At 40.2% G+C, this 13,966-nt stretch carries 9 protein-coding genes; all 9 read left to right on the plus strand.

The window, feature by feature from the left end; genetic code table 11:
- Positions 1–504 precede the first annotated feature (504 nt).
- The 9 genes from glmM (at position 505) to ACFG4S_RS10140 (ending at position 13,840) form a co-directional block, all read left to right on the plus strand.
- Positions 505–1,974, plus strand: coding sequence for a phosphoglucosamine mutase (glmM, locus tag ACFG4S_RS10100; RefSeq protein WP_392534662.1), 1,470 nt, complete (start codon positions 505–507; stop codon positions 1,972–1,974).
- Positions 1,975–2,554: 580 nt separating this feature from the next.
- Positions 2,555–3,265, plus strand: coding sequence for a glycosyltransferase family 2 protein (locus tag ACFG4S_RS10105; RefSeq protein ID WP_392534663.1), 711 nt, complete (start codon positions 2,555–2,557; stop codon positions 3,263–3,265).
- Between the two features lie 38 nt (positions 3,266–3,303).
- Positions 3,304–4,959 (plus strand): hormogonium polysaccharide biosynthesis protein HpsL, encoded by a 1,656-nt coding sequence (gene hpsL / locus ACFG4S_RS10110; RefSeq protein ID WP_392534664.1) that lies wholly within the window; start codon positions 3,304–3,306, stop codon positions 4,957–4,959.
- A gap of 11 nt (positions 4,960–4,970) precedes the next feature.
- Positions 4,971–6,122 (plus strand): glycosyltransferase family 4 protein, encoded by a 1,152-nt coding sequence (locus tag ACFG4S_RS10115; RefSeq protein ID WP_392534665.1) that lies wholly within the window; start codon positions 4,971–4,973, stop codon positions 6,120–6,122.
- A 180-nt stretch (positions 6,123–6,302) separates the two neighbouring features.
- Positions 6,303–7,283 carry a hormogonium polysaccharide biosynthesis glycosyltransferase HpsN gene (gene hpsN / locus ACFG4S_RS10120; RefSeq protein WP_392534666.1) on the plus strand — a complete coding sequence of 327 codons (981 nt, stop codon included), beginning with the start codon at positions 6,303–6,305 and terminating at the stop codon, positions 7,281–7,283.
- A 51-nt stretch (positions 7,284–7,334) separates the two neighbouring features.
- A complete protein-coding gene (gene hpsO, locus ACFG4S_RS10125; RefSeq protein WP_392534667.1) occupies positions 7,335–8,510 on the plus strand; it encodes a hormogonium polysaccharide biosynthesis glycosyltransferase HpsO in 1,176 nt (391 codons plus the stop codon).
- 92 nt (positions 8,511–8,602) lie between these two features.
- Positions 8,603–9,781 (plus strand): hormogonium polysaccharide biosynthesis glycosyltransferase HpsP, encoded by a 1,179-nt coding sequence (gene hpsP / locus ACFG4S_RS10130; protein ID WP_392534668.1) that lies wholly within the window; start codon positions 8,603–8,605, stop codon positions 9,779–9,781.
- 177 nt (positions 9,782–9,958) lie between these two features.
- Positions 9,959–11,620, plus strand: coding sequence for a SulP family inorganic anion transporter (locus ACFG4S_RS10135; protein WP_392535951.1), 1,662 nt, complete (start codon positions 9,959–9,961; stop codon positions 11,618–11,620).
- A gap of 750 nt (positions 11,621–12,370) precedes the next feature.
- On the plus strand, positions 12,371–13,840 hold the full coding sequence (locus ACFG4S_RS10140; RefSeq protein WP_392534669.1) for an efflux RND transporter periplasmic adaptor subunit: 1,470 nt from the start codon (positions 12,371–12,373) through the stop codon (positions 13,838–13,840).
- Positions 13,841–13,966 lie beyond the last annotated feature (126 nt).

A 13,966-nucleotide genomic window follows, 5' to 3' on the forward strand; every position in this document is an offset into this window, starting at 1 on the left:
CTTAAAACTATTTGATGAGAATTTATATTAAAATTTTTTAAGCTGTGATAATTTTGTAACTTTTTACACAAAAGTTAGCTCAGTAAATAAAACTTTCTCCTCTGGGGTGTTGATTTTTTGTTCTGATGAGCTATATTTTCCTTTTATTCTCAGCTTTTCTGGGAAATAGTTGAAATTATCCAAAGTAATATTTGTTATAAGTCATTTTTCTTAACAGCTAAAGTATTAAACACTACGACTGTATTTAATACTACATATGATAGTGAATAGGAAAGTAGAGGGCATAAAAGCAAGAATTGGCTAAAATATGTAGACTTTACTAATAACGTAAAAACCAATACCGATTTCATGAAAGATTTACAATTATCGAAGCATGTATTACGTATTTTTACGTAAGATAAAGCTTATCTACAATGAATTTCTAAAGAGAATTAAGAATGTCGAAATTGCTGAATAAAGTCTCAAGTGGTATTTTTCAGTTTGTTGTGTGGAGTGTTTAAAATTATGGTTTCATCTGTAACTCGGACAATGGGCATTCCTGGGGGTTCTGCTTCAGGTGATGTATTGGGCAAAGGAATTGAGAACAGTTTGGCATCGAATTTAATACCATTACCGACAAATCCGTTATTTGGCACTGATGGTATACGCGGAAGAGTGGGGGAATTACTTAATGCGCCCTTAGCTTTGCAAGTTGGTTTTTGGGCGGGTATTGTTTTACGTAACCATGCCACTCAAGTCGGACCAGTGATTCTCGGACAGGACTCCAGAAACTCTAGCGATATGCTGGCAATGGCTTTGAGTGCAGGTTTAACAGCAGCCGGATTAGAAGTTTGGTATTTGGGATTATGTCCCACTCCTTGCGTTGCTTATCTCACCAGCATCACTGGCGCCATTGGCGGAGTGATGATTTCTGCCAGTCACAACCCCCCAGAAGACAACGGCATTAAGGTATTTGGTGAAAATGGTGGAAAGTTACCGCAATTATTGCAAGCAGAAATTGAGGCGGGACTGCGAGGCAAGATATCAACTCCTGGTACTGATAGTAATTGCGGACGGCATTACTCACGTTTTGAGTTAATCGATGATTATAGCTCGGCGTTAAAAAATCCTTTGGACAATCACTTAAATCTTCAGGGAATGAAGATTGTCTTAGATTTGGCCTGGGGGGCAGCAGTTGGATTAGCACCAACAGTATTTACACAGATGGGTGCCGAGGTAATCTGTCTGCATAACGAAGCAGATGGCGATCGCATCAACGTTAACTGTGGTTCCACTCATTTAGATATTCTTGCAGCCACTGTCCAAGAACACAACGCCGATTTAGGCTTTGCTTTTGATGGTGACGCCGATCGCGTCTTAGCAGTAGACAATACTGGAAGGCAAGTTAACGGCGATTACATTCTCTACCTCTGGGGACGCCAGTTACAACAAAAGCAACAACTGCCTGATAACTTGATTGTATCTACAGTCATGGCTAACTTAGGCTTCGAGAAAGCTTGGCAACAACAGGGTGGTAAATTGATTCGCACCGCAGTCGGCGACCAATACGTGCAAGCCGAAATGGTGCGGACTGGGGGAATGTTAGGCGGCGAACAATCAGGACATATTCTTTGCCGTCATTATGCCGTGACTGGGGATGGTTTATTAACAGCCTTGCATTTAGCCGCGTTAGTAAAAGATACTGGTGTTTCCTTAGGAGAACTAGTAGATCAAAGCTTCCAGACCTATCCCCAATTATTGCGGAACGTGCGAGTTATCGATCGCGATCGCCGTTTAGGATGGAAAGATTGCCAACCAGTGCAAAAAGCGATCGCTCTTGCCGAAGCTGCAATGGGAGATTCTGGTAGAATTTTAGTTCGCGCCTCTGGTACCGAACCAGTCATCAGAGTCATGGTAGAAGCTGCCAACGCTGAACTTGCCAACCACTGGACAAATGAATTAGTTTCCCAAGTCCAGCAACATTTGATGGACTAAATTAGCTAATATCTCAGATTTGAAAAAACGCCAATTTTCATCACAGCTTCTATAAATTAACGAACCTCAGTTATGTATAGAAGCTGTGACATTTTTATTTGCATTTTTAGATCGTTCTGGCTAATTACTTGTTAAAAAAACTCACTGCGTCACAATAGACTTCTTGCAAAAGTCCTTCTTTGCGTTCTCTTCTCTGCGCCGGTCATTGAATCTCGACTCACTTCGACGCCGCTCAGTGCAAGTCGCTCGATTTGAGCGTTGGTCATTGAGCGTAGTCGAAATGAGCCGAAGTGCTGCGCCTCTGCGTGAGACAAAAAAATATTTATGCAAGAGGTCTAATAATTCAATACCTTTGCTTTTAGGCTTGATCCTCCCCAAGCATCGTGAAGAGTGCGCGACAGCGTATGTGGGATATTTTTCTGTACCTCACCAATTTGAAATATGCTGTAATTAGCCCTAGCGCCAATGGGAACGTGTTATTATTTACCTCGATATTCTTAGCTATTTGCTGTGATATAAGCTAGTGCTTGTTTTTGTGATCCCACTCAAAAGTCCACAAGTTTCCAATTCCTGGGAGCGTGTGACACAATTATTTGAAAGATGTGTTAAATCAGTTTGCAATCAAACTTCATCTAACTTTCAGGTTATTGTTGTTTGTCACGAAAAGCCAAAAATAGAATTTACTCATTCTCAGATTACATACATAACAGTTGATTTTTCTCCACCAAACGAGACTAACCCTGTAGCAAAAGGAGACACAGATAAAGGGCGTAAAATATTAAAAGGATTGATGTATGCTCGTCAATTTTCTCCCACTCACACAATCACAGTTGATGCTGACGATTGTGTAAGTAAAAATTTAGCTAAATTTGTTGAACAACACCCTGATTCTAATGGATGGTTTATAAATAAAGGTTATAAATATCAGGAAGGCAGTAATTATATATATATTAAAAGAAGTAACTTTTATAAAATGTGCGGCAGTTGTAACATTCTTCGATATGATTTGAATGATTTGCCTGAAGCCGCAGAATATAATCGTGGTTATGGATACTATAGATATTATATAGACCACGCCAAAGTCAGAGATATTTTAAAAAACCAAGCAAAAGCCATCAAATCATTACCATTTCCAGGAGCGGTTTATATTTTGGAAACAGGAGAAAATCTTTTTGATAATTCAAAAAGATTGACATTTAGTATTTTTAATCGCAAATTATTAAATCAATCAATTAGAGATGAATTTGGATTATACAATTTACAGCAATCTAAAGAGATTTGTAAACTATAATATATTATTTTCCGAGGTTGATAGGCTACAGCGCCAGTATGGCAAAAATTAAATCAAAATCTCAGCAATCTAAAAACTCAAAAAAACAGGCTAAAAAGGAAACGTCTAGCCTTAGCCTCAAAGAACAGTTGGCCCAAAAGCGCAAAGCAGCCCAAGCGCGTAAAGAACTTATCAGCTTACTCACCACCGCCACCTTTAGCGGTGTTTTCGTTGGCATTGTGCTTTTTTTCGTAGCTGGAATTAAAGCAGCACTTCCTGGTGTCTTGGGGATACTTGTGATGTCTCTTTCCTACAAATATCCCCGCCAAGCACTATATGCCTTCATAATTTATGTGCCTGTTGGCGGTACTATCACTTACTACTTAGGCAATAGTCCCATACTCCAATTAGCTAAAGATGCTTTTTACGTTCCAGCGCTAATTGGACTTTGGCAGACTTGTCGGAAACAGGGGCTACCCTTAATTATTCCGTCAGGAATTAAAATCCCACTTTATATTGTTTTGGGTTGCAGTCTGCTAACACTGTTGTTTGTTAATGGTGGACAGCAATTTAACCCCCCTAGCGTGGGACTATTGGAAAAAGCAGCCCCAGAAATACCCTTAGGTATGGGAATTCTGGGACTGAAAGTATTTTTAGGATATGTCCCTCTTATTGGTTGTGCTTACTATTTAATTCGGGATAAGCGAGATTTTTTACTTTTATCGCGCCTCCAGATTGCTCTCATACTGATTTGCTGTGTGCTGGGACTTATTCAATATCTGTTACTACTAACTGGTATATGTAAAGGTACCAGAGGTCTTGAAGGAAATGCCCTATTTGTCACATCACTAGACGCACGGTGTTATTTTGGTGGAGCGCTATTATATAGTCCCGAAGAAGGGGTCGTTCGCCTACCAGGGACATTTGTAGCCCCTTGGCAGTGGGCATGGTTCTTAATTTCCAGTACCTTTTTTACCTTTGCTACCGGCTTCACCGATCCCTCCCCAATATGGCGGCTGCTTGGTTTAGGTTCTTTAGTCACAGTCTTTATTAATGCTGTAATCTCTGGACAGAGAATTGCCTTAGCGTTGGTACCAACCTGCTTCGGTATTTTGCTATTGCTCACCGGACAACTTGGCAACCTGAAACGATTTATCCCCATAGGCATAGGACTTGCCTTTATTTTGGGAATTGCAATGGTGACTAACCCTGCTGTGGTACAAGAGAGAACCGCCAGTTTTACCAGTCGCTGGGAGGCTTCACCACCTCAAGATTTTATCGTCCAGCAATTTGAAGAAAATTGGAAAAATGTAGACGGTCCCTTGGGAAGTGGCTTAGGACGAGCCACAAATTCTGCTCGTGCGATGGGTAAAACTAAGCTTGTGGAAACTTACTACCCCAAAGTACTCTATGAAGTCGGAATTCTTGGGGTAATGGCGTTTCTGGGTTTGGTAACAACTTTAACAATTATTGGCTTTAAGACGTATCGCTCCATAAAAAACCGTAATTTCCGCAGTTACGGAGCAGCTTTATGGGTGTTTATATTGTTTATTAGCTACAACACTTACTACTATCCTTTGGATGTCGATCCTGTTGCTGTCTATTATTGGTTTTTTGCAGGAGTTCTTTTTAAATTGCCAGAACTGGAAAAACAAGATATAGAAGATGCCAATCCTCTGCAAAAAACCAAGAAAAAACGTCTCAAAACAATTTAAATCACAAAAAAATGGCAAAAGTTATTATATGTGGTCAGAATCACATTAGAATTCCTAATCTACCACGTAATTCTAGGCATACACTAATCCACCTGAAATCTTTTCCTACCGGCAGATATCCTATCGAAAAACTTTGGTATCCTTTAGCAAGCTTTTTGCCTTGGCAACCTTTATGGCAAAAATATCAGGCTGTTCATTCTTTTAACAGAATCTTATATACAAATAAACCTTGGTTTCTCACATTTGAAGATCATCGGGTTTTATATAGAAATCCTCAAAATAAACGAGAGAGAGTAATTTATGAATTATTAAACAATCGTTTAGCGCTAGATAATTGCCAAAAACTTATAGCAATGTCAGATTATGCTAAATTGAGGTTTCTTAAGCGAATAGAAGGTTGGAAAACAGAAGATAAATTAAGTACGAAATTGGATGTAATTCATCCCAATTTTCCGACGAGAGTTGACAAACCAAAAACTTATCAAGCAAACCAAAAATTACAGCTTATTTTTGTAGGACACCACATTGCTAGAAAAGGTGGAGTTGTTGCTTTAAGGCTAGCAAAGAAAGCTGAAAAATTAGGGTTACCTCTGACTATTCATATTATATCGGGACTAGGACATGGTTCAGGAGTACCTACAGATTTTCCCGATACTAGCAAATATCTAGAAGATTTAAAATTACTGAATTTAAGTAACGTTGTTTTCCACAAATATATCCCTAATGAAAAAGTTATTGAGTTACTATCGCAAAGCCATTTTCAGTTAATGGCTACACTACATGATACCTATGGCTTTAGTATCATCGAAGGATTTTCAGTAGCCACGCCAGCAATTACGACTAACGTATGTGCTTTGCCAGAGTTTATCCGTCATGGGGAAAATGGCTATATTTTAGAATTACCAATTAATGAAATTAGGCATTGGAGTAATTGGCTACATGGAGAGAAAACAAAAACTAATGAATATTGGGAAATTGTAAATAGCACATATGACTATTTAGCAGAGCAAGCATTGCAACAAATTATCCAGTTTCTTGATAGAACTGATAAACAAGAACATTATGAATTTTTAAGTGCAGGAGCATTGGCTCAAGCACAAATTGTACATAACTCAGAAAAGCAGAATGAGTTCTTTGATAATCTCTATACAGCCGCAGCGTAAATAATTGAGTGTGTTGCTAGGTAAGAGGTAAAATTCAAAACCTCTTCGCTGCTAGAAGAAATATTTTTCATGCGTAAAAAGTCAAAATGCAAATTTAAAGTAATGCTAGCTTATTGAATTTGATGAAAATTAATTTTTACAAGGTTATTATCAAAGCAGAAAAACTGCTGAATAAAAATCATGAATAATTATCCTTTAATTTCTGTAGTCATCCCAACATATGGTCGGGAGGAACCGCTGCGGGATAGTATTGTAGATGCCTTGAAACAGGACTATCCAAATTTTGAAGTATTGGTAGTAGACCAAACTGCAAAACACCAACCAGAAATTCAAGCCTACCTTGAGGAAATGGCAGAGGCAGGTAAAATTAAATGGTTGCGGTTAGATTGGGCGAGTTTACCAGGGGCGCGGAATTACGCTGTCAGGCGGTCATCTGGTGAAATAATATTATTTATTGATGATGATGTTCAGCTAACCTCTGGATTGTTAACAGCCCATGTGAAAAATTATTTGCAAAACCCAGAGGTGGGGGCTGTTGCTGGAAGGGTATTTGACAGAATGAAATTAGGTGATTCTGGAGGAGATTTACAGATTGAATATCTGCCTCCCGAAGCTATGGACCCCGGAATTGCTTGGTATCATATTGATTTAGTACATACGACAAAACCGCAGCAAGTACTGACAGCAAGGGGTTGTAATATGTCCTTTCGCCGCGAAATTTTTACTAAGTATGGACTGAGTTTTGACGAGAGGTTTCGCGGCAGTGCAGTCCGGGAAGAATCAGATTTTTGTTTGCGGGTGCGAAAGACGGGATATAAGATTTGGTATGACCCAGAAGCGCATTTAGTGCATTTAGGCGAAGAAACAGGGGGTTGTCATGATATTAGTATGCGATCGCTCAAATATCAACTTACCTTTTACCACAACCATTTCTTACTAGGGCTAAAAAACCTCACTATTACTCAAGCTTTACGCCTATACGCTCGTTTATTTGATTGTCACGTACTTGGACGCCCACCTTGTCACAAAAGTGGTTCTCCCATCAAAATTGCCACTCGTGGTATTTTTTACATCTTAGGTTTTTTCAAAGCCTTGGGTACTGTCATTCAATCAGTATGGAATGATGGTCAAATTTACACTCATTTGGATCAAAAAGTTTAGGGATTGGGCATGGGGATGACGAGAATGACAAATAACAAATGACAAATAACAATGAAAATCTTAGTTGCTAGTCACACTTATATCGTAGACCTCAACTGTGAAAAATTACGCGCTTTATCTCAACTACAACCTGACATTGAAGTCATAGTTGTAGTTCCAAAGCGATGGAATCCTGGGGGTGTGCAAAACAAAATCATTAAAACTGAATACCGCGATGAAGGTTCATTCAAAATAGTTCCTGTTTCTAATTTTAGTCAAAATCATCAAGGACTCCTGACCTTTGGTGCTGATTTGATATCTTTGTTAAAACAATTTCGTCCCCAAGTTATCCAGGTAGAACAAGGGTCTAGAGGACTTGCTTATACTCAGATGATTGCCTTGAATAAACTTTTAGGACTCAAGGCAAAAAATGTATTTTTTACCTGGTGGAATCTTCCCTATGAACTAAAATTACCAGTTGCTTTATTAGAAAAATATAACCTCAACAACAGCCACGGCATTATTTCTGGCAATCAAGATGGTGCAGAAGTTTTGCGACAACGGGGGTATCAAGGTGCAATTAAAGTTATGCCGCAACTAGGTGTAGATGAAATTTTATTTACTCCGAAAGCCCAACCAGAATTAGCAGCTAAGTTAGGTATTAAGAAAGAAGATTTCGTAGTTGGCTTTGTTGGGCGTTTTGTCCAAGAGAAGGGTTTATTAACGCTTTTAAATGCTTTAGTAAATTTAAAAAATAAACCGTGGAAATTCCTACTGCTAGGACGGGGAGAATTACAAGCTGAATTAATCAAAAAAGCGACAGAAAACAATATTAAAGAGCGGTTAATTTTGGTAGAAAGTGTTCCCCATAACGAAGTTGCAAACTATATCAATTTAATGAATACTTTGGTACTTCCTTCAGAAACGACTTATAAGTTTAAAACCTTAACTTCTACTGGTTGGAAAGAACAATTTGGTCATGTGCTAATTGAAGCAATGGCTTGCCAAGTGCCTGTAATTGGTTCTGATTCTGGTGAAATTCCCCATGTAATTGGCGAAGCTGGTTTAGTTTTTCCCGAAGGTGATACTCAAGCCCTTACTAATTGCTTAGTTCAATTAATGGATAAACCAGATTTTGCTCAAACTGTTGGTGAAATTGGTTATCAAAAAGCAATGGTTAAATATACAAATAAAGCTTTAGCTAAGCAACAGTTAGAGTTTTATCAAGAGTTGGTTAATAGTCATTGATTATTCGTAATTAGACCTCTTGGATAAATATTCTTTTTGTCTCACGCAAAGGCGCAAAGACGCAAAGAAGAGCATGAAAACAAGAAATAAAAATGAAAATATTACAAATTGTTCCCTCAATTTCTCTGATTTACGGTGGTCCTAGTCAAATGGTATTAGGATTAGCCCCAGCGTTGGTAAAAGAGGGAGTAGAAGTTACAATTCTCACGACTGATAGTAATGGCGATAATGGTCAAATACCTCTGGATGTTCCCTTAAATTATCCAATTCAACAAGATGGTTATGAAATAATTTACTTTCGTTGTGCCCCATTTCGTCGCTACAAATTTTCCCTAGATTTATTGAAGTGGCTCAAAGGTCATGCTCACGAGTTTGATATAGCACATATTCATGCTTTATTTTCACCCATAAGCAGTGCTGCGGCTACTGTGTGTCGTCAGCAAAAGCTACCTTATATTTTACGTCCTTTGGGAACTCTCGATCCCGCTGATTTAGAGAAGAAAAAGCAATTAAAACAGCTTTATGCTGCAATTATAGAACGTCAAAATTTAGCTGGTGCAGCAGCAATTCATTTCACCAGTGTTCAAGAAGCTAAAATATCAGAACGATTTGGAGTATCTACGCCAGATTTGGTTATTCCTTTGGGTGTGATTCCCCCTCAATCGCCTGTTAATAATGTATCTAGTCAGTTAGAAATACCAAAAGATGTTCCACTGCTACTATTTATGTCACGAATTGACCCGAAAAAAGGGTTAAATTTGTTGATTCCGGCGCTAGAAAAATTATTAGTGATGGGTTATAAATTTCATTTTGTTTTAGCTGGAACTAATCCTCAAGATGCAGATTACGAAAAAAATATAGTATCCCAAATTGAAAATTCACCACTGCGATCGCACACTACAATTACTGGCTTTGTTACTGGTGAATTAAAAGTTAGTTTACTACAAGCAGCTGATTTATTCGTCTTGCCTTCCTACTACGAAAATTTTGGGATTGCTGTTGCTGAAGCGATGGTAGCAGGAATACCCGTTATAATTTCTGACCAAGTGCATATTTGTCAACAAATACGTGATAGTGAATCGGGTTGGGTGGGTGCAACAGATGTCCAAGTGCTGGTAGAGTTGCTGCAAGCAGCTTTACAAAATCCTACAGAACGCCAAAGACGGGGATTAAATGCCCAAAAATATGCATCAGAAAATTTTAGCTGGGATGCGATCGCTAAGCAAACAATTCAAGCCTACCAAAAAATTCTGGCAAACAAATCAATTTAACCTCATGCAGACAACAGCAGTTTTGGCAAATAGGTGCTATAACTACTTTGAAAATTACAGCAAATTGCAAGCTAGTGAAGTATACAGTAGGAGTCAGGAGCAAAAAAGCTTTTTATCTGGCTGTAGACCAAAACATTATGTATAAATAAACTCTGTATGAAAGTTGAAAATGAAAATATGCCAAGATTTGATACCGTTGAACAATCAAAGCTTTTCAGTTTCACCGGCTTGTTTAGTGGACTACGTGGTGATTTAACGGGAGGACTGACAGCCGCTGTAGTCGCACTACCCTTGGCTTTAGCCTTTGCGGTGGCCAGTGGAGTCGAACCAAAGGCAGGACTCTACACCGCTATTGTGGCAGGAATTGTAGCGGCAATCTTTGGAGGTTCGCCGGTACAGATTACAGGCCCTACAGGTGCAATGGCTGTCATTTTGGTGGGAATTGTTGCCAAGTATGGCATTGAGAAAGTTTGGATTGCTGGGGTGATGGCTGGAATTATCCAGGTAGCTTTGGGTGTTGCCAAACTCGGACAACTAGTGAAGTTTATTCCTTATCCAGTGACGGCAGGTTTTACTAACGGTATTGCCGTGATTATTTTTTGTGGGCAGTTAAATAATTTCTTTGGCTTGCAAATACCACATAGCGATCATTTTCTGCCAGGACTTTGGCAAACCATAACTCATGTAGAAGCTTTAAACTGGGTAGCAGTCGGGCTAGCATTGGTGGTGATTGCAACCAACGTTTTCTGGCCCAAGATTAATAATACTATACCAGGTTCTTTAGTGGGGTTGGTATTGGCAACAGCGATCGCTACTTATTTTCATCTGGATGTACCAAGAATTGGAGTCATTCCTCAATCTTTACCAATGCCCCAAGGGATTCCGCACTGGAATGATTTTAGCGTGATTCGAGAATTAATTAATCCAGCTTTGGCTTTGGCAGCACTGGGAAGTATTGAATCGTTGCTGTCGGCGGTGGTGGCTGATGGAATGACGGTGAGCGAGAAACACAATAGCGATCGCGAATTAATTGGTCAAGGATTAGCAAATATCATTGTCCCATTTTTTGGTGGCATCCCGGCCACAGGGGCGATCGCTCGAACTGCGATTAATGTCCGTTCTGGCGGTACAACCCGACTGTCTGGAGTCATTCACGGCGTTGCTTTAGCCATTATTGTCTTAACTTTGGCACCCTTAGCGGCGCAGATTCCCCTAGCAGCACTTGCTGGCATTTTGATGGTAGTTAGCTTGCGGATGATTGAGTGGGAAGCCATTGGCTTATTAATGCGTGCTACCTACTCCGATTTTGCTGTGATGATTCTCACCTGGCTGGTAACAATCTTGTTTGACTTAGTTCTCGCTGTGGAAGTCGGATTGATTGCCGCCGGAGCCTTGTTTATCAAACGTATGAGTGATTTGACCCTGGCCAAAATGCCTGAAACCGAAGTGTTTCCCCCTGGTATTCCTCTAGAATTAGGCAAAGAAATTGCTGTTTATCGGGTAGATGGCCCTGTATTTTTTGGGGCTGCGGAAAGGTTCGTTACCTTCTTGCGGGAACAGCCAGAAGTGAAGTATTTAATTCTGCGGTTACGGTATGTACCAACTATGGACACAACTGGCTTAGTGGCCTTAGAGGATATTTACCACGATTTGGAACGGCATAATTGCCGCTTAATTCTCACAGGTTTACAACCCCAAGTTCAACAAATACTAGAGCGTTCAGGATTGTTGAAAACCATTGGATTATCAAATTGTTTTGAAACAACCACAGATGCTATTTCCTCTCTCAATCCTCAGATTGAAAGAGCTACTCAACTTGTAGCGACTAATTTAAATTGAACTCAGCGCCCCTAGTGCCGTATGTGAGAGCAGGTGGTTTCATAGAACGAGAGAAAAATAATAATCATTTATATAGGGTGGAAAAAACTAGAACCACAAAGTTTCTCAAGCAAACTTTGCGGTTCTAGTTTTTTTGGAGTAGTATCACTTCTTTGTTACCGAAATCAATTCATACGGTCACATATGAAGGGTTTTTACTGAAACTTAAAAATTAAATCTAAACGTTGCTCAATTACTTGTACATTTATTTAGACGCGTATCAATACTGCTCAGATAAGCAGGGGAGGCAAAACTCAATGCCAGCCTCCATTTCCCGCATTTCTCACAAGCTTGAGAGAAGGGGCAAAGGAGCAGAGGGGAAAGAACTTGGTATTTGAACTCTCCTCTGCTCCCCTGCTCAAGCAAAGGCCTTGAGAGATGTGGTGAGAAATCCGGGATTTCTCCCTCTGCTTGCCTCAACCAAGAAATTCCAAAACCTACGCAGTATTGAGACGCATATCAACTTAGCAATCTGGTGGCGAGATTATATCTGACAATGTGGGTAAAGTCACCCATTCAGGTGAAGGCGTACAGACATATAGATGCCTAGTATGAAGGAAGATTAAGCAACTATGAAGCTTACTATGCGTCTAGTTGTGAGTTAACTTAATAAAAATTTAATCGCAAAACTTTTAAAACTTCGTATTCTCAAATTGTCCTCTAACTCAAGGCAACTCCCACACAGCAGTATTTACAGGCTTCTATAAGAATATGGCTACCCAGATAGAAATTCCAGTTATTGGCAAAGTTAAGTATCCATTACGCTGGCTGATTGGGCTGATGGCAGGGGGTGCCTTGGTTGTTGGTACACTCACAACTTATACTCTTGTGAATCAAGGAACAAATAAAGAAGACATAGCTGAACTAACCGTCCCAGTAGCAGCGCAAAACGTCACCCTGCGAATTACCGCTAGTGGTAAAGTCGTACCAGTGCAGAGCGTGAATATTAGTCCTAAGAATCCTGGTGTGCTGTCGCAATTGTATGTTGAACAAGGCGATCGCATTCAAAAAGGGCAAATACTCGCCCGCATGGATAGTGCCAGCATTGAGGCACAAAAAAGCCAGTATCTTGCCAACTTAGCGCAAAGTCAGGCACAGTTAGCCGAAGCCCTTGCTGGTAGTCGTCCTCAAGAAATTGCTCAAGCTAAAGCGCGTTTAGCCCAATCCCAAGCTCAGTTAGCCGCAGCTCGTGCGGGTAATCGTCCCCAAGAAATTGCCCAATCTCAATCCCAAGTAGATGCCGCTCAAGCAAAGGTGAATTACACCGCTGAACAAGTCAAACGTTACCAATACTTATATAAAGAAGGAGCAGAGAAAAAACAATTACTCGATCAAGCCATCAGCGACGATAAAAGTGCTAGAGCCAATTTAGAAGAGGCGAAGAAACGATTTTCGTTAGTCAAAATTGGCACTCGAACTGAAGAAATCGACCAACGCCAAGCCGCTGTGAATGAAGCACGCGCAGCATTAGTACTATTAGAAGATGGCACCCGTTCAGAAGAAATAGCTCAACGTCAAGCTGCTGTAGCATCTGCTGAGGCTCAATTGAAGGGCGTACAAGTGCAGTTGGAAGATACGATTATTCGCGCTCCCCTTTCGGGAATTGTTACCCAAAAGTATTCCGATCCAGGTGCCTTTGTGACACCAACAACTTCTGCTTCTACTAGTGCATCGGCAACTTCCAGTTCAATTGTTGCCGTAGCACGCGGTTTAGAAATTTTAGCTCAAGTTCCCGAAGCCGATATTGGCAGAATTAAACCGGGACAGCAGGTGGAAATTGTCGCCGATGCTTATGCCGATAAAGTGTTTAAAGGTCATGTGCGTCTAATTGCTCCCGAAGCAGTGGTGGAACAAGGTGTCACATCCTTTCAAGTGCGGGTTGCTCTGGATACCGGCACAGATAAACTGCGTTCTGGCTTAAATGTGGATCTGACATTTTTGGGCGATCGCGTTAATAATGCTTTAGTGTTACCAACGGTGTCAATCGTCACCGAAAAGGGTAAAACTGGTGTACTTGTACCAGATGCAAAGAATAAACCCCAGTTCCGTGAAGTTACAGTTGGGGCGCAAATCCAAGACCAAACTCAGATTTTAGGGGGAGTTAAAGAAGGCGATCGCATATTTGTTAATCCACCCAAAGACTACAAAATTGAGAAGGCTAAAGAACAGAAGAATAAATAATCTCAAATGGGAGATGAGGAGACTTGTACTGAGTTTCGACTACGCTCAACTACCACAAAGCCGAAATAGCCGAAGTATCGGGAGATAAGGAGAATAACTCAACAGTCAACAGTTAACTTTTAATCT

It is taken from the genome of Nostoc sp. C117 (assembly GCF_043099735.1).
GTDB lineage: Bacteria > Cyanobacteriota > Cyanobacteriia > Cyanobacteriales > Nostocaceae > Nostoc.

What these genes read in the sequence shown, in the direction of transcription:
- glmM (WP_392534662.1), top strand. Translation starts at nt 505, where the DNA reads ATGGTTTCATCTGTAACTCGGACAATGGGCATTCCTGGGGGTTCTGCT.
- hpsL (WP_392534664.1), top strand. Translation starts at nt 3,304, where the DNA reads ATGGCAAAAATTAAATCAAAATCTCAGCAATCTAAAAACTCAAAAAAA.
- ACFG4S_RS10115 (WP_392534665.1), top strand. Translation starts at nt 4,971, where the DNA reads ATGGCAAAAGTTATTATATGTGGTCAGAATCACATTAGAATTCCTAAT.
- hpsN (WP_392534666.1), top strand. Translation starts at nt 6,303, where the DNA reads ATGAATAATTATCCTTTAATTTCTGTAGTCATCCCAACATATGGTCGG.
- hpsO (WP_392534667.1), top strand. Translation starts at nt 7,335, where the DNA reads ATGAAAATCTTAGTTGCTAGTCACACTTATATCGTAGACCTCAACTGT.
- hpsP (WP_392534668.1), top strand. Translation starts at nt 8,603, where the DNA reads ATGAAAATATTACAAATTGTTCCCTCAATTTCTCTGATTTACGGTGGT.
- ACFG4S_RS10135 (WP_392535951.1), top strand. Translation starts at nt 9,959, where the DNA reads ATGCCAAGATTTGATACCGTTGAACAATCAAAGCTTTTCAGTTTCACC.
- ACFG4S_RS10140 (WP_392534669.1), top strand. Translation starts at nt 12,371, where the DNA reads ATGGCTACCCAGATAGAAATTCCAGTTATTGGCAAAGTTAAGTATCCA.